Annotated in this window: 16 protein-coding genes; 5 read left to right on the top strand and 11 right to left on the bottom strand. The window is 60.7% G+C overall.

Annotation, left to right across the window (positions count from 1 at the left end; translation table 11 throughout):
• Positions 1-85: 85 nt before the first annotated feature.
• Positions 86-853 (top strand): transporter substrate-binding domain-containing protein, encoded by a 768-nt coding sequence (locus tag FHU12_RS24505; protein ID WP_141972294.1) that lies wholly within the window; start codon positions 86-88, stop codon positions 851-853.
• A 44-nt stretch (positions 854-897) separates the two neighbouring features.
• Here the strand turns inward: FHU12_RS24505 and alr are convergent, their stop codons facing one another.
• Both alr and dnaB read right to left on the bottom strand, forming a co-directional pair.
• Positions 898-1,977 (bottom strand): alanine racemase, encoded by a 1,080-nt coding sequence (gene alr, locus FHU12_RS24500; RefSeq protein ID WP_141972292.1) that lies wholly within the window; start codon positions 1,975-1,977, stop codon positions 898-900.
• A gap of 17 nt (positions 1,978-1,994) precedes the next feature.
• Positions 1,995-3,419, bottom strand: a complete 1,425-nt coding sequence (gene dnaB / locus FHU12_RS24495) for a replicative DNA helicase (RefSeq protein WP_025160134.1) — start codon at positions 3,417-3,419, stop codon at positions 1,995-1,997.
• A gap of 167 nt (positions 3,420-3,586) precedes the next feature.
• On the opposite strand from dnaB, the gene FHU12_RS24490 reads away from it, so the two are divergent.
• Entirely contained in the window at positions 3,587-4,570 is a 984-nt protein-coding gene (locus FHU12_RS24490) for a quinone oxidoreductase (protein ID WP_141972290.1), read from the top strand.
• A 300-nt stretch (positions 4,571-4,870) separates the two neighbouring features.
• Here FHU12_RS24490 and pspG read toward each other — a convergent pair whose 3' ends face one another.
• From pspG to FHU12_RS24475, 3 genes are all read right to left on the bottom strand, one after another.
• Entirely contained in the window at positions 4,871-5,089 is a 219-nt protein-coding gene (pspG, locus tag FHU12_RS24485) for an envelope stress response protein PspG (protein ID WP_033644411.1), read from the bottom strand.
• Positions 5,090-5,246: 157 nt separating this feature from the next.
• Positions 5,247-6,257, bottom strand: coding sequence for a tRNA dihydrouridine(20/20a) synthase DusA (dusA, locus tag FHU12_RS24480; RefSeq protein WP_141972288.1), 1,011 nt, complete (start codon positions 6,255-6,257; stop codon positions 5,247-5,249).
• A 112-nt stretch (positions 6,258-6,369) separates the two neighbouring features.
• On the bottom strand, positions 6,370-6,942 hold the full coding sequence (locus tag FHU12_RS24475; RefSeq protein WP_141973077.1) for a sugar O-acetyltransferase: 573 nt from the start codon (positions 6,940-6,942) through the stop codon (positions 6,370-6,372).
• A 244-nt stretch (positions 6,943-7,186) separates the two neighbouring features.
• Here FHU12_RS24475 and zur point away from each other — a divergent pair, with 244 nt between their 5' ends.
• Positions 7,187-7,699 (top strand): zinc uptake transcriptional repressor Zur, encoded by a 513-nt coding sequence (gene zur, locus FHU12_RS24470; protein WP_015379223.1) that lies wholly within the window; start codon positions 7,187-7,189, stop codon positions 7,697-7,699.
• A 102-nt stretch (positions 7,700-7,801) separates the two neighbouring features.
• Here zur and FHU12_RS24465 read toward each other — a convergent pair whose 3' ends face one another.
• The 4 genes from FHU12_RS24465 to FHU12_RS24450 all read right to left on the bottom strand — a co-directional run bounded on the left by FHU12_RS24465 (position 7,802) and on the right by FHU12_RS24450 (position 10,844).
• Positions 7,802-8,011 carry a CsbD family protein gene (locus tag FHU12_RS24465; RefSeq protein WP_004936743.1) on the bottom strand — a complete coding sequence of 70 codons (210 nt, stop codon included), beginning with the start codon at positions 8,009-8,011 and terminating at the stop codon, positions 7,802-7,804.
• 314 nt (positions 8,012-8,325) lie between these two features.
• On the bottom strand, positions 8,326-9,663 hold the full coding sequence (dinF, locus tag FHU12_RS24460; RefSeq protein ID WP_141972286.1) for an MATE family efflux transporter DinF: 1,338 nt from the start codon (positions 9,661-9,663) through the stop codon (positions 8,326-8,328).
• Between the two features lie 101 nt (positions 9,664-9,764).
• Complete coding sequence (lexA, locus tag FHU12_RS24455; protein WP_025160136.1) at positions 9,765-10,373, bottom strand: transcriptional repressor LexA; 609 nt, start codon at positions 10,371-10,373, stop codon at positions 9,765-9,767.
• A gap of 102 nt (positions 10,374-10,475) precedes the next feature.
• Positions 10,476-10,844, bottom strand: coding sequence for a diacylglycerol kinase (locus FHU12_RS24450; RefSeq protein WP_141972284.1), 369 nt, complete (start codon positions 10,842-10,844; stop codon positions 10,476-10,478).
• Positions 10,845-10,993: 149 nt separating this feature from the next.
• Between FHU12_RS24450 and plsB the strand changes: the two genes are divergently transcribed.
• Positions 10,994-13,459, top strand: coding sequence for a glycerol-3-phosphate 1-O-acyltransferase PlsB (plsB, locus tag FHU12_RS24445; protein ID WP_141972282.1), 2,466 nt, complete (start codon positions 10,994-10,996; stop codon positions 13,457-13,459).
• Positions 13,460-13,525: 66 nt separating this feature from the next.
• Here the strand turns inward: plsB and ubiA are convergent, their stop codons facing one another.
• Positions 13,526-14,398 (bottom strand): 4-hydroxybenzoate octaprenyltransferase, encoded by an 873-nt coding sequence (gene ubiA, locus FHU12_RS24440; protein ID WP_047573515.1) that lies wholly within the window; start codon positions 14,396-14,398, stop codon positions 13,526-13,528.
• 17 nt (positions 14,399-14,415) lie between these two features.
• Complete coding sequence (gene ubiC / locus FHU12_RS24435; protein WP_084827467.1) at positions 14,416-14,931, bottom strand: chorismate lyase; 516 nt, start codon at positions 14,929-14,931, stop codon at positions 14,416-14,418.
• 392 nt (positions 14,932-15,323) lie between these two features.
• Here ubiC and FHU12_RS24430 point away from each other — a divergent pair, with 392 nt between their 5' ends.
• On the top strand, positions 15,324-16,706 hold the full coding sequence (locus FHU12_RS24430; protein WP_025304457.1) for an MFS transporter: 1,383 nt from the start codon (positions 15,324-15,326) through the stop codon (positions 16,704-16,706).
• Positions 16,707-16,720: the final 14 nt, after the last annotated feature.

Below are 16,720 nucleotides of genomic sequence, written 5' to 3'. Positions count from 1 at the left end.
ATAAAAAACGGCTAACTCATGCAGGCAAACGACAATTAACGGCGAAGTAACGCATAAAACCACGAATGTATAAAAAGGACGCCAGATGAAAAAGTTACTCCCTCTCGCGCTGCTGCTCGCCGCCGGCAGCGCCGGCGCGCAATTCCACCTGGACAAGGTGCTGCAGCAAAAGACCCTGGAGGTCTGCACCACCGGCGACTACAAGCCCTATACCTTCCTCAAGGAAGACGGCAGCTATGAAGGCATCGATATCGACATGGCGGAATCGCTGGCCAAGAGTCTGGGCGCGAAAGTGAAGTGGGTGAAGACCAGCTGGAAAACCCTGACGCCGGACTTCGCCTCCGGCAAGTGCGACATCGCGATGGGCGGCATCTCCGTCACGCTGGAGCGGCAAAAGCAGGTGTTCTTCGCCGACAAGCTGGATACCGACGGCAAAATCCCGCTGGTGCGCTGCACCGACGTGAAGAAATACCGCACTCTCGAGCAGATCAACAAACCGTCGGTACGTCTGCTGGAACCGGCGGGCGGCACCAATGAAGCCTTCGTGCACGCCTACCTGCCGAAGGCCAAACTGACGCTCACGCACGACAACATGAGCATTTTCCAGCAGCTGGTGGACCGCAAGGCGGACGTGATGATCACTGACGCCTCCGAGGCGCTGTACCAGCAGAAACGCTATCCGAAGCTGTGCGCGGTGAATCCGACCAAGCCGATGCAGTACGGCGAGAAGGCTTACATGCTGCCGCGCGACGATCTGAGCTGGAAACTGTATGTGGATCAGTGGCTGCACCTGGCCAAGGCGACCGGCGAGTATCAGAAGATTATCGATAAGTGGTTGGCGGTAAAGAAGTAACCCGCTGATAAACGGGGCCGACGCGCGTCGGCCCCTGCGGCGTTTCAGTCGCCGATGTATTCCATCGCCACGCGCTGCGTGAGCTTGGTGATCAGCTCGTAGGCGCTGATGCCGGTGCAGACGGCGATGCGCTCGACCGGCAGCGCCGGCCCCCACAGCACCGCTTCATCCCCCACCTTATCGGCGGCGTCCGGCCCGAGATCGACCGAAATCATGTCCATCGACACCCGGCCGACGATCGGCACTTCGCGGCCGTTGATCAGGATCGGCGTACCGGTCGGCGCGCTGCGCGGGTAGCCGTCGCCGTACCCCATCGCCACCACGCCCAGCCGGGTATCGCGCGGGCTTACCCAGGTGCCGCCGTAGCCGACCGCTTCGCCGGCTTTGTGCTCGCGCACCGCGATCAGGCTGGACTTCAGGGTCATCGCCGGCTGCAGCCCATGCTCGGCGCCGCTGCCGTTATCCAGCGGCGACACGCCGTACAGAATGATGCCGGGGCGAACCCACTCGTTGTGGGCGTCCGGCCACAGCAGCGTGCCGCCGGAGGCGGCGACCGAACGCTGGCCCGGTTTGCCGCGCGCGAACTGCTCGAAGCAGGCGATCTGTTTCAACGTGGTGTCGGATTCCGGCTCGTCGGCACGGCTGAAGTGACTCATGATATTGACCGGCTGCGCCACGTTGCGGCAGGCGCACAGGCGCTGATAAAACGCCTCCGCGTGTTCGGGGCGCACCCCCAGCCGATGCATGCCGGTATCGAGCTTCATCCACACCGGCACCGGGCGCGCCAGCTCGGCCTGCTCCAGCGCTTCGAGCTGTTCGATGCTGTGCACCGCGGTTTCGATGTTGTTCACCACCAGCACCGGCAGATCTTCGGCACTGAAGAAGCCTTCCAGCAGCAGGATCGGTTTGACGATGCCGCCGGAACGCAGCATCAGCGCCTCGTCGATGCGCGCCACGCCGTAGCAGTCGGCGTCTTGCAGGGTGTGTGCTGTTTCCAGCAGGCCATGTCCATAAGCGTTTGCTTTCACAACGGCAATCAGGCGGCTTTGCGGCGCCTGGCGGCGCACCTGTTGCAGATTATGTCGCAGAGCGCGGCGGTCGATTACAGCGGTTGCCGCTTTCATTTCAGTTCCTTAGCTGATTATTCGTCATCGTATTGTGGCCCCGCGTAGTTGTCGAAACGCGACCACTGGCCGTTAAAGGTAAGGCGCACGGTACCGATCGGGCCGTTACGCTGCTTACCGATAATAATTTCCGCGATCCCTTTCAGATCGCTGTTCTCGTGATACACCTCATCACGATAGATGAACATAATCAGGTCGGCGTCCTGCTCGATAGAGCCCGATTCACGCAGGTCGGAGTTGACCGGGCGTTTGTCGGCGCGCTGCTCCAGGCTACGGTTCAGCTGCGACAGCGCCACCACTGGCACCTGCAGCTCTTTCGCCAGCGCCTTCAGCGAGCGCGAAATCTCGGCGATCTCCAGCGTACGGTTGTCGGACAAGGCCGGCACGCGCATCAGCTGCAGGTAGTCGATCATGATCAGGCTAAGCCCGTCGTGCTCGCGGAAAATGCGCCGCGCGCGCGAGCGCACTTCGGTCGGCGTCAGGCCGGAGGAGTCGTCGATGTACATGTTGCGCTTCTCCAGCAGAATGCCCATGGTGCTGGAAATGCGCGCCCAGTCCTCGTCGTCGAGCTGGCCGGTACGGATGCGCGTCTGATCCACGCGCGACAGCGACGCCAGCATACGCATCATGATCTGCTCGCCGGGCATCTCCAGGCTGAAGATCAGCACCGGTTTTTCCTGGGTCATCGCGGCGTTTTCGCACAGGTTCATGGCGAAGGTGGTTTTCCCCATCGAAGGACGGGCGGCGACGATGATCAGATCGGACTTTTGCATGCCCGCGGTTTTCTTGTTGAGGTCCTGATAGCCGGTATCGACCCCGGTCACACCGTCGTGCGGCTGTTGATACAGCTGCTCGATGCGCGATACGGTGTCTTCCAGGATGCGCTCGATGCCCTTCGGGCCTTCGTCTTTGCTGGCGCGGTTCTCGGCGATTTGGAATACGCGGGATTCCGCCAGATCGAGCAGGTCTTCGCTGCTGCGCCCCTGCGGATCGTAGCCGGCGTCGGCGATCTCGTTAGCCACCGAGATCATCTCGCGCACCACCGCGCGCTCGCGCACGATGTCGGCGTAAGCGCCGATGTTGGCGGCGCTCGGGGTGTTTTTCGACAGCTCGGCCAGGTAGGCGAAGCCGCCGACCGAGTCCAGCTCGCCCTTCTGCTCCAGCGATTCGGACAGGGTGATGAGGTCGATAGGCTTGCTCATCTCCAGCAGACGCTGCATCTCGGTAAAGATCAGGCGATGCGGGCGGCTGAAGAAGTCGTTGGCGACCACGCGCTCCGCCACGTTGTCCCAGCGCTCGTTATCCAGCATCAAACCGCCCAACACCGACTGCTCGGCCTCCAGCGAGTGCGGCGGCATCTTCAGCCCTTCCATCTGACGATCTCTGGAACGCTCTCTGGTTTCGTCCGCGTTTGTTTTGTTGGTTGGTTTTTTTCCTGCCATGAAACGTAGTCTTTATCCGGTTGCGAATGAAGGATCTTGACGCGAGAGTATACGTGATTTTTGCGTCATAACCGATGCAAAAAAGGTATTGAATCCCGCACGGGTGAACTGGATCTCCGATACTAAAAAGAATAGGGTGAAATCAGACACCCAAACGAGGTAACGATATGGCCAAGCGCATTCAATTCTCCGCCACCGGCGGGCCGGAAGTCTTGCAATACGTTGATTTTACACCGCTCGATCCCGCCGCCGGCGAAGTGCAGATCGAGAACAAAGCGATCGGCATCAACTACATCGACACCTATGTGCGCAGCGGGCTGTACGCGCCGGCGAGCCTGCCGAGCGGCCTCGGCACCGAGGCGGCCGGCGTGGTGGTCAAGGTTGGCGCCGGCGTCAGCGCGATCAAACCGGGCGACCGGGTGGTGTATGCGCAGTCGTCGCTCGGCGCCTACAGCGAGATCCACAACGTGCCGGAAGAAAAAGTGGCGCTGCTGCCGCATAACCTCAGCTTTGAGCAGGGTGCCGCCTCTTTCCTCAAAGGGCTGACGGTACACTACCTGCTGCGCCAGACCCACGACGTGCAGCCGGGGGAAGTGTTCCTGTTCCATGCCGCCGCCGGTGGGGTTGGGCTTATCGCCTGCCAATGGGCCAAAGCGCTGGGCGCGCGCCTGATCGGCAGCGTCGGCTCCGACGAAAAGGCCGCGCTGGCGAAACAGGCCGGTGCATGGGCCACCATCAACTACCACAAAGAGGATATCGCCCAGCGGGTGGCAGAACTGACGCACGGCGAGAAGGTCGGCGTGGTGTACGATTCGGTGGGGCAAAGCACCTGGCAGGCCTCGCTCAACAGCCTGAAACGGCGCGGCCTGATGGTCAGCTTCGGCAACGCCTCCGGCCCGGTGACCGGCGTCGATCTGGCGCTGCTGAATCAGAAGGGCTCGCTGTACGTCACCCGCCCTTCCCTCAACGGCTACATCACCAACCGCGCCGAGCTGCAGTACGCCAGCAACGAGCTGTTCTCGCTGATCGGCAGCGGCGCCATTCGGGTGGAGGTGAAAGACGAGCAGAAATTCGCGCTGGCCGACGCCCAGCGGGCACACCAGATGCTGGAAAGCCGCAGCACCAGTGGCTCCAGCCTGCTGATCCCCTGATAGCGGCAAAAGAAAAGGGCTCCTTACGGAGCCCTTTCTGTTACTGCGTTTTGTAGGGGTAGAGCAGAGTCCGCCAGAGACAGGGGGTTGCTTCAGCAACACGAATTTTGATTGTCTCTCACGGTGATGAAATCGGTCGCATCACTGCATCGACCCACATCCTAACAGCCCCGTCCGGCAAAAAACACGCTTTATGTGCCACATCGCGCGGTAAAACTGCCAAGCTGTGATCGCTGCCGCATTAGCGGGGCGGGCAGTTATGCAATTTTCATCGCGACTGACTGATTATTCAGCAAAAAATCAGTAACGCCTGATCTGTGGTTTCTGCATCGACCGGTAAATCCATACCCCGACGACCGCCAAAATCAGCCACGGCAGCAGCTTGATGACCACCGCGAACAACCCGCCCAACAGCATGAACGCCGCCGCCACCAACAGCGCAGCGAAGATCCCCAGCAGCGAGATGCCGGTCACCATCAGCATCACCACAAAGCCAATGAGAAAGAAGATTTCCAACATGATTGCTCCTTTGCAACTCAACGTATCTGCAGAGTGGATTACAAGAAGCGTGCCAGAACGGCGAAAGGGCTAACCTATTGAAAAAACGGGGCAGGCATCCGGCAATGCGCCGAATGCCTGGCGAAAAAGACTAACTGTTGGTCAAATTTTTGGTGGGTTACGCCATTTCGACACGCGGCTGACGCACCAGCGCCAGCGCCTGCTCCACCACCCGCGCATCGGCGCCCGGCTTGTGGGCGTTCTCGCTCAGGTGGCGACGCCACTGGCGCGCGCCCGGCACGCCCTGGAACAAACCGAGGATGTGGCGGGTGATGTGGCCGAGATAGGTGCCGTTGGACAACTCGCGCTCAATATACGGATACAGCGCTTCGACGATCGCCACGCTGTCCGGCACCGCGGTCTGCGCGCCGAACAGTTCGCCGTCGACCCGCGCCAGGATGCCCGGATTCTGGTACGCCTCGCGCCCCATCATCACGCCGTCCAGATGCTGCAGGTGCTGTTGCGCCTCTTCCAGCGTTTTCACCCCGCCGTTGATGGCGATGGTCAGCGCCGGGAAATCCCGCTTCAGCTGATAAACTCGCGGGTAATCCAGCGGCGGCACTTCGCGGTTCTCTTTCGGGCTGAGGCCGGAGAGCCAGGCCTTGCGCGCGTGGATGGTGAACATGTCGCACTCGCCGCGCCCGGCGACGGTTTGAATAAAATCGCACAGGAAGGCGTAGCTGTCCTGATCGTCGATGCCGATGCGGGTCTTCACCGTCACCGGGATCGATACGACGTCGCGCATCGCCTTGATGCAGTCGGCGACCAGCGTCGCCTGCCCCATCAAACAGGCGCCGAACATGCCGTTTTGCACGCGATCGGACGGGCAGCCGACGTTGAGGTTAATTTCGTCGTAACCGCGCTGCTCCGCCAGCTTGGCGCAGTGCGCCAGCGCGGCCGGATCGCTGCCGCCCAGCTGCAGCGCCACCGGATGCTCTTCTTCGCTGTAGGCCAGGTAATCGCCCTTGCCGTGGATGATCGCGCCGGTGGTCACCATTTCGGTGTACAGCAGCGTTTCCTTGGTCAGGAGGCGGTGGAAGTAACGGCAATGACGATCGGTCCAGTCGAGCATCGGCGCGATGGAGAAACGATGGGCGGCGTAGGTTGGGGCGTGGTTGTCTTTCGTCATGCTGAGTTACTGGCTACCTGAGTCTGTCTGGGTTCAACGAACGGCGCGCGGCCGCAAACGGCTATTATAACGACAATCGGCGCCGTTGGGAAAACCCGCCTTCGCTTCCCCCCTATTCCAACGCGCGGATAACCCGGCACGGCTGCCCCAGCGCCAGCACATTGGCCGGGATGTCGCCGGTCACGATGCTGCCCGCGCCGATAGTCGTGCCGTCGCCGATGGTCACTCCCGGCAGGATCACCACGTTACCACCGATCCACACGTTGTTGCCGATGGACACCGGCTGTGCCGAAGTGCGGAAAGGAAAGGCCGGGTCGCCGGTAAAGCGTTCGCCAGCCTTCAGCGGGTGGCTCGGCGTGTAGATTTGCACGTTGGGGCCGATCAGCGTGTTGTCGCCGATGGTGATGGTATTGCAATCGAGGAACACCGCATTGACGTTGATAAAACAGTTCTTGCCGATACGAACATGCTGCCCATAGTCGCACCAGAATGGCGTTTCAATCCAGCTCGCCTCGCCCCAGGCGCCGAACAGCTCACCGAGCAGGCGTTTTTTTTCGTCCGCCTGATGCGAATCCAGCTCGCCCAGGCTTTTGGTTAACGCTCTGGCCCGATGGTACATAGCAATCAGTTCTTCATCGCGGCTGTTGTACTCCAGGCCGCTTAACAGCTTCTCTCTTTCCGTCATCACACAAGGCTCCTGCTCATAGCGGGGTGAAACGCGTTATACCGCCCTCGCCCGCCGCTCTCCAGCGCTAAAACCGGCAATGTTGATTTGCCGCCCGGCGGAGGGGAAAAGTTGTGATGCATCTCTCTTTTAGCGATCTCGACGCGCTTTTCCCTGCGCTATCCTCAGGGGAAAAGGGGGCAACTCTCGGCGATTCGCCGTAATCATGGTAAAATCGGCTTTTTTACGTACCGGGATATTTGCGATGAACTCAACCACCCAGGAAAAGCTGTTGGCACAGGCGGAACGCCTCTGCCAACAACGCAATGTGCGATTGACGCCGCAACGGCTGGAAGTGCTGCGTCTGATGACTCAGCAACCCGGTGCAATCAGCGCTTATGACCTGCTCGATCTGCTGCGCGTCGCCGAACCGCAGGCCAAGCCGCCGACGGTATACCGCGCGCTGGATTTTCTGCTGGAGCAAGGGTTTATCCATCGAGTGGAATCGGCCAACAGCTACGTGCTGTGCCACCATTTCGAACAGCCGATGCACACGTCCGCACTGTTTATCTGCGACCGCTGCGGCCAGGTGACCGAACGCACGACAGAAGGCGTAGAGGAAACGCTGCAGAAACTGGCGCAGGAAGCCGGATTTGCGCTGCGGCACAGCGTGGTGGAAGCACACGGTCTGTGCGCCGGCTGCGTGGAGGTTGAGGCGTGCGATAGCAAGCATGACTGCGCCGAACACGATCACAGCATCGCCATCAAGAAGAAGTAATACGAAGTCAGGTACCTCCCTGTACCTGCGGCCGGAGCGCCAGAGGATGAGAGCGACGCCGGCCTGCGCTGGGTAAGCCGCCTTCAATGGCGGCCCTGCAGATTACCAGCGGTGTTTGGTGTGATCTTCCCAGGCTTTCACCTCTTTCTCGGCCGCCTCTTTCTGGTAACCGTAGCGCTCCTGGATTTTGCCGACAAGCTGTTCGCGTTTCCCTTCGATGACCGTCAGATCGTCATCGGTCAGCTTGCCCCATTTTTCCTTCACTTTGCCTTTAAGCTGCTTCCAGTTACCGTCGGCTTGATCTTTATTCATAGTCTCTCCGTTAACCTGTGGTGAATCAGTGATCCCTGTCGCCGGCCGGGGTTAACCAGAAATTTTTCTGACCGATACCCCTTCACCTTAAGGAATACCGTTCCCCTTTATTCTCCAGCCACATGATTCATTCTAGTTAAACATGGAAATAAAAAAGCCAAACATCAGAATAAAAAACCATTAAAAAATAAAATAAAAATAAAAAACGCCAACAAACAACGAACTAAGCCGGGAAAAACCAGGCTGAAAACATGTAAGCAAACATGAACCAAAGCATTATTAAAATTAATAATTAACCCAGCAAAGCGTCCGGTTTAGCGTGCGGCAAACCAGCTGCCGCGCACCTGATGGCGGTGCCAAATCCAACCCAGCGCCACGCCGCGCAACGTCAGAAACACCGCCAGCGCCAGCCAAAGCCCGTGGTTGCCAAGCAGCGGCACGCTGAACAGCGCCACGCCATATCCTGCCGCGGCCACCGCCATGCTGTTACGCATCTCGGCGCCGCGCGTGGCGCCGATAAACATGCCGTCCAGCAAATAGCACCACACCCCGACCAGCGGCAGAATAACCTGCCACGGTAAATAGTGGGCGGCCAACGCACGCAGCTCCGGTAAGGAGGTCAACGCCGCCACGATCTGCTGGCCGGTGATGGCATACACCAGGCCGAAGGCCAACGCGACCAACCCCGCCTGCCTGCAGGCCGCGTGCCATACCTTACGCAGTTGGCTGTCGTCCCGGGCACCGTAGGCGTGGCCCGAATGGGCCTCCACCGCATAAGCGAAGCCGTCGAGCGCATAGGCGGTAAACGTCAGCAGGTTCATCAACACCGCGTTAACCGCCACCACGTCGCTCCCCAGGCGAGCGCCGAAAATGGTCAGCGATGCGAAGCACAGTTGCAGCAACAGTGAACGCAACATGATGTCGCGGTTAAGCGCCAGCAGCCGACGCAGATCGCCACGCCAGGCCTGACGCAGCATCGGCAGGGTGATACCGCGCAGGCGCATTACCCGCCACGCCAGCCACAGGCCAAGCAAGAACGTGGCATATTCGGCGATGGCGGTTGCCGCCGCCGCCCCTCGCACGTTCCAGCCCAGGCCCATCACCAGCCAGATATCCAGCACGATGTTCAGCAGGTTGCCGACGATCAGCAGGATCACCGGCGCACGCACGTACTGCACGCCCAGCAGCCAGCCCAGCAGCACCAGATTAGCCAGCGCCGCCGGCGCACTCAGCCAGCGGATTTCAAGAAAACGCCGCGCCTGTTCCAGCACCTCGCCATTACCACCGACGATCCGCAGCGCCAGTTCGATCAGCGGGTAGCGCAGCAGGACGATCGCCGCCCCGGCCAGCAGTGCCAGCAGCAGCGGCTGCATAAAGGCGCGCGCCAGCGCCTGCGGGTTCTGTGCCCCCAGCGCCTGCGCCGCCAGGCCGGTGGTGCTCATGCGCAGGAACAACAGCAGCATGAACAGGAAGCTGGTCGCCACCGCGCCGATCGCGACGCCCCCCAGATAGATCGGGCTGTCGAGGTGGCCGATCACCGCGGTGTCCACCAGCCCGAGCAGCGGCACGGTAATATTGGAGAAAATCATCGGCATAGCCAGGCGCCACAGGGCTTTATCGGTGTCGCTGGTGAAGGCGGAAATCAAGCGCATGATGAAATGTTCCCGTAGCAGTGGCGAAGGGCAAGGTCAGAAACAAAAACGCCCCAGAACAGGGGCGATTGATACAAGGGGTGGCACTGAGGGTGCGGCGATTAAATCCAGTCGCCGTTGCGGATCACGCCGACCGCCAGCCCTTCGATCGTGAAATTCTGCTGGCGCAGATCGACCACGATCGGTTGGAATTCGTTGTTCTCCGGCAGCAACTCGACCACGTTGCCGTGTTTTTTCAGGCGTTTGACCGTCACTTCGTCTTCGATGCGCGCCACCACGACCTGGCCGTTGCGCACGTCTTGCGTTTTGTGCACCGCCAGCAGATCGCCGTCCAGAATGCCGATGTCGCGCATCGACATGCCGTTCACCCGCAGCAGGAAATCGGCGCTCGGCTTAAACAGGGAAGGATCCACCTGATAGTGCCCTTCGATGTGCTGCTGCGCCAGCAGCGGCTCGCCGGCGGCGACGCGGCCAATCAGCGGCAGCCCTTCTTCTTCTTCCATCAGCAGGCGGATACCGCGCGATGCACCGGAGACGATTTCGATCACGCCTTTGCGTGCCAGCGCCTTCAGGTGCTCTTCGGCGGCGTTAGGCGAACGGAACCCCAGACGCATCGCGATCTCGGCACGCGTTGGCGGCATGCCCGTTTGCGAAATATGATCGCGAATCAGATCGTAGACCTCTTGCTGTCTGGTAGTTAGTGCTTTCATTCCGCCCCCTGTTTGTTTATACAGTCTTGCTGTGAGTATATACAGGTAAGCGCGGATTGGGAACCGAAGAATAAATAAAAATCAGTCAGTAGGCGCCTTTCGTCAGCCAAAATGCTGCCACAAGACCGTGCCCCAAACGAACAGCGCCAGTACGATCGCCAGCGACACCGCCGCCGACCCCATGTCCTTGGCCCGCCCGGACAGCTCATGGTGTTCGCTGCCGATGCGATCCACCACCGCCTCGATCGCGCTGTTCAGGATCTCGACGATCACCACCAGCGCTACCGATCCGATCAATAAAATGCGCGCTATCGCACCCACATCCAGCCAGACTGCCAGTATGATAGCCAAGAGGGTGACCACCAGTTCCTGTCGGAACGCCGCCTCGTGTTGCCAGGCGGCGGAAAGCCCTTTATAGGAATAGCCGGCGGCCTTGATGATGCGGGTCAGTCCGGTTGCTTGGTTTGCCATGTTTTCGTGCCTTTCTCAGAGGTCGGTCATAATAACAAGAGTCTAGAACAGTCCGCGCTGACGGCTCTCGGTTTTCGAACACCACAGATCTGCTACCCGGTTTCTGGTATGCTTGCGGCGCATTGCTAACAAGAGGCTTCACGTTGTTTATGTCAGGTTGGCGTAAAATTTATTATAAAATATTGAATTTACCACTTAAATTGTTGGTAAGAAGTAAGGTCATCCCTTCAGATCCGGTTACCGAGCTAGGGTTGGATCCCTCACGGCCGATTTTGTATGTTTTACCTTACAATTCCAAGGCGGATTTGCTGACGCTGCGCACCCAGTGCCTGGCGCAGGATCTGCCCGATCCGCTCAACTCGCTGGAGATCGACGGCACCGTGCTGCCGAGCTACGTGTTCATTCACGACGGCCCGCGCGTGTTCCGCTACTACACCCCGAAAGAAGAGTCGGTAAAGCTGTTCCACGACTATCTGGATCTGCATCGCAGCAATCCGGATCTCGACATTCAGATGCTGCCGGTTTCGGTCATGTTCGGCCGTTCGCCGGGCCGCGAAGGCCACGGCACGCCACACCTGCGTCTGTTGAACGGCGTGCAGAAATTCTTCGCCGTGCTGTGGCTCGGCCGCGACAGCTTCGTGCGTTTCTCCAACACCGTTTCGCTGCGCCGCATGGCGACCGAACACGGCACGGATAAAACCATCGCGCAGAAACTGGCGCGCGTGGCACGCATGCACTTCTCGCGTCAGCGCCTGGCCGCGGTAGGCCCGAGCCTGCCGGCCCGTCAGGATCTGTTCAACAAGCTGTTGGCGTCCAAAGCGATCGAAAAAGCGGTCGAGGACGAAGCGCGCAGCAAGAAGATCTCGCACGAGAAGGCCCAACAGAACGCCATCGCGCTGATGGAAGAGATCGCCGCCGATTTCTCCTACGAAACCGTGCGCCTGTCCGACCGCGTGCTGAGCTGGACCTGGAACCGGCTGTATCAGGGCATCAACGTCACCAACGCCGAACGCGTGCGCCAGCTGGCGCAGGACGGCCACGAGATCGTCTACGTGCCCTGCCACCGCAGCCACATGGATTATCTGCTGCTGTCCTACGTGCTGTATCACCAGGGCCTGGTGCCGCCGCACATCGCCGCCGGCATCAACCTCAACTTTTGGCCGGCGGGTCCGATCTTCCGCCGCCTGGGCGCGTTCTTCATCCGCCGCACCTTCAAGGGCAACAAGCTGTACTCGACGGTGTTCCGCGAATACCTCGGCGAGCTGTTCACCCGCGGTTACTCGGTGGAATACTTCGTGGAAGGCGGCCGTTCCCGCACCGGGCGTCTGCTGGAGCCGAAGACCGGCACCCTGTCGATGACCATTCAGGCGATGCTGCGCGGCGGTGCCCGTCCAATCACGCTGGTGCCGATCTACATCGGCTACGAGCACGTGATGGAAGTGGGCACCTATGCCAAAGAGCTGCGTGGCGCCACCAAGGAAAAAGAGAGCCTGCTGCAGATGCTGCGCGGCCTGCGCAAGCTGCGCAATCTGGGCCAGGGTTATGTCAACTTTGGCGAGCCGCTGCCGTTGACCGCTTACCTCAACCAGCACGTGCCGCAGTGGCGCGAGTCTATCGATCCGATCGAGGCTCAGCGCCCAAGCTGGCTGACGCCGACGGTCAACGATCTGGCCGGCCAGATCATGGTGCGCATCAACAACGCCGCCGCGGCCAACGCCATGAACCTGTGTTCCACCGCGCTGCTGGCCTCGCGCCAGCGTTCGCTGACCCGCGAACAATTGCTCGAGCAGCTCGAGTGCTACCTGCAGCTGATGCGCAACGCGCCTTACGCGCATGACGTCACCGTACCGACGCAAACGCCGGACGAGCTGCTGGATCACGCGCTGAACATGAACAAGTTCGAGGTGGAAAAGGACAACATCGGCGACATCATCATTCTGCCGCGCGAGCAGGCGGTGCTGATGACCTATTACCGCAACAACATCCACCACCTGCTGGTGTTGCCGTCGCTGATCGCCAGCATTGTGATGCATCATCGCCGGGTGTCGCGCGCCGAGCTGCTGCGCCAGATCGGCATGATCTACCCGATGCTGAAAGCCGAGCTGTTTCTGCATAACGATAAGGAACAGCTGTCGGAAGTGCTGCGGCCGATGATCGACGAGCTGATCCGTCAACAGCTGATCTGCGACAAAGGCGACGAGCTGGTGCTGAACCCGGCGCGCATTCGCCCGCTGCAGCTGCTGGCCGCCGGCGTGCGCGAAACCCTGCAACGCTACGCCATCACTATGTCGATCCTCAGCGCCAACCCGAGCATCAACCGCGGCGCGCTGGAGAAAGAGAGCCGCATCATGGCGCAACGTCTGTCGGTGCTGCACGGCATCAACGCGCCGGAGTTCTTCGACAAGGCGGTGTTCTCCACCCTGGTGGCGACGCTGCGCGAAGAAGGCTATATCAACGACAGCGGCGATGCGATCCGCGAACACACCCTCGAGGTGTACAACATGCTGAGCGATCTGATCACGCCGGAAATCAAGCTGACCATCGAAAGCGTCAACATGCCGGAAGAAACCAACGTTCTGCCGCAAGCCGATGCGGAAGAAGAGCAAGACGAGTGATTTCGTCCGGCGCGGAAACACAAAAGGCACCCCGAGGGGTGCCTTTTTTCTTGCTGCAGGAAACCGTTACGCAGGCAGATAGCTCAGCGCGATGCCGATAAACACCACCAGTCCGACATAGTTGTTCTGCAGGAAGGCCTTGAAGCAGGCTTCGCGCTCACGCCCGGCGATCTGTTTCTGCTGGTGAATGAACAGCGCGCCCGCCAGCAGCAGCGACCAGTAAAACGCCCCGCCGAGCTGCGCCAGATAACCGACCCACACCAGCAGCAGCAGCGTCGCGAATTGCAGCAGCCCGACGATCAGCTTGTCATAACGCCCGAACAGGATAGCGGTGGATTTGATGCCAATCTTCAGGTCATCGTCGCGGTCGACCATCGCATACAGCGTGTCGTAGGCCACCGTCCAGCAGATGTTGGCCAGCAGCAGCAGCCAGCAGCTGAGCGGCAGCGATTCGCTGACCGCCGCATAGCCCATCGGAATGCCCCAGCCGAACGCGGCGCCCAGCACGAACTGCGGCAGGTTGGTCACCCGCTTCATGAACGGATACACCCAGGCCAGCGCCAGCGCCGCCAGCGACAGCCAGATGGTCATCGCGTTCAGCGTCAATACCAGGCAGAACGAAATCAACACCAGCACCACGAACAGCACTTTGGCCTCTTTGGCGCTCACCCGGCCGCTCGGCATCGGCCGCCCGGCGGTGCGTTTCACATAGCCGTCCACCGCGCGATCGGCGTAATCATTCACCACGCAGCCGGCGGCGCGCATCAGGAACACGCCGAGCACGAACACCAGTAAAATCGACAGCGGCGGCACGCCTTTCCCGGCCAGCCACAGCGCCCACAGCGTCGGCCACAGCAGCAACAGCGTGCCGATCGGTTTATCAATGCGCATCAAATGGCTGTAAGCCCGCCATTTACTTTGAGTCACGCTTCCCTCCAAGGTCTTACTCTCCTCTCTTATGCAGGAACCGCTGAATACAGCGGTGAAGCCGGTAAAAACAGTTCGGTCAGCAACAGCGGTTTGCCCGCCAGCCGCAGCCGTGAACGGCGTGCCCACAGCGCGTCCTGTCGGCCGATATGGATATAGTCGCGGGTCAGATCGCCGCTGCTGAACAGGTAGCGCCCCAGCGGCAGCGTGCCCAGATCCACCAGCGCCTGGTCAGGGCCGGTCAGCGTATTTTCCGGGATCACCGTGCGCCCCAGCAGCCAGGGCTGGTCGTCACCCAGCAGCACCACTTCGCGCAGCCAGTAGCGCGGGCTGTTTGGCAGGTGCTTCGCCTCGTCGCCCAGCGCCTCGCGCGTGACGAAGCATTCGCGCTGCGGTTCGACGCGCACCTGGGCGCAATGGCGTTCAAATCGGCGGGTCATGGAGCCTAACTCCATCAGCCAATCGCTGACGGCGGCGGGCGCCGGAGGATCCTGTTCGGACAACCACTCCAGCGGCGGCAGGATGGAATCCCTGATGCCAGACATTGCTTTACTCCTCGCCTGAACCACAGCCGGTACGGCGCGCCAGACGATACAAACTGTTAACAGGCCCCCATTGTAGCGCAGAAATACGAAAGCGGCAGGCTGATTCGTGGCGAAAACGGCAGGCGCATCAGCCGGAAAAACCGAGGGGCTGTCATCTTTTTGCCATCCGCATTCTCTATCTTCATCTCCCGGCACGCTGACGATTCTGTGATCGCCCGCAAAGTTTCAGCTTCCTCGCGTTGTGTTATCTACGCGCGTAGATACTCTGACACCGCAGCGTTGAATCGCCATGCGTCCGACATGATTTGTCGGCACACCTTTGTTGCCGGCACCAGGGAAACCATCTTTAACCGCGCCCCTCCAGGCGCAGAACAAAAGAGGATAGCACTGCCATGAGCGAAACAACGCTTGCCCCTTCACAGACCGCCGACGCCGCGCTGGCGGCCGATGAACGCCTGGCAACCAAAGAGGGGCGCAGCCAATTTTGGCGCGCCACCTTCTCCTGCTGGCTCGGCACCGCGATGGAATACGTCGATTTTGCGCTGTACGGCCTGGCGGCCGGCATGGTGTTCGGCGACGTGTTCTTCCCCGAGGCCACGCCGCTGGTCGCCCTGCTGGCCAGCTTCGCCACCTACTCTGTCGGCTTCGTCGCACGGCCGATCGGTGCGCTGGTGTTCGGCTGGATCGGTGACCGCAAAGGCCGCCGCGTGGTGCTGATCACCACCGTGGCGCTGATGGGCCTCTCCACCACGCTGATCGGCCTGATCCCGTCCTATGCGCAAATCGGCGTCTGGGCACCCACCTGCCTGGTGATCCTGCGCTTCGCACAGGGGTTCGGCGCCGGTGCGGAACTGTCCGGCGGCGCGGTGATGCTGGCGGAATACGCGCCGGCCAAACGGCGCGGGCTGGTGGCGTCGATCATCGCCATCGGCTCCAACAGCGGCACTCTGCTGGCGTCGCTGGTATGGCTGCTGGTGCTGCAGTTGGACAAGGAAGACCTGATGAGCTGGGGCTGGCGCATTCCGTTCCTCGCCAGCATTCTGATCGCCGGCGCGGCGCTGTACCTGCGTCGCCACGTGCGGGAAACGCCGGTCTTCGAACGCGAGCTGCAGCAAAACCACCAGCGCATGCTGGACGCCGCCCAGGCCGCGCCGGATACGCGCAGCTACCTGCAGCGCACCAAGGCGTTCTGGGTGATGCTCGGCCTGCGCATCGGCGAAAACGGCCCTTCCTACCTGTGCCAAGGCTTTATCGTCGGTTATGTGGCCAAGGTGCTGATGGTTGATAAATCGGTACCGGCGCTGGCGGTGCTGATCGCCTCGCTGTGCGGTTTTCTGGTGATCCCGCTGGCTGGCTGGCTGTCCGATCGCTTCGGCCGCCGCATCACCTACCGGTGGTTCTGCCTACTGTTGGTGCTGTACGCCTTCCCGGCGTTCTGGTTGCTCGACAGCCGTGAACCGGCGATCGTCATCTCGGTGATCGTGGTCGGCATGTGCATCGCATCACTGGGGATCTTCGGCGTGCAGGCGGCCTACGGCGTCGAATTGTTCGGCGTGAAGAACCGCTACTCCAAAATGGCGTTCGCCAAGGAGCTCGGCTCGATCCTCTCCGGCGGCACCGCGCCGCTGATCGCCACCGCACTGCTGTCCGGTTTCGGTCACTGGTGGCCTGTCGCCTGCTATTTTGTTGTAATGGCGGCCATCGGCTTAATCACCACCTTCTTTGCTCCCGAAACCCGCGGCCGCGATCTCAACCTGCCGCAGGATGCCGCGTAACGAGAAGGCGAACA

The organism is Serratia marcescens, assembly GCF_006715005.1.
GTDB lineage: Bacteria > Pseudomonadota > Gammaproteobacteria > Enterobacterales > Enterobacteriaceae > Serratia > Serratia montpellierensis.
This window is presented reverse-complemented; position numbering and strand designations above follow the sequence as displayed.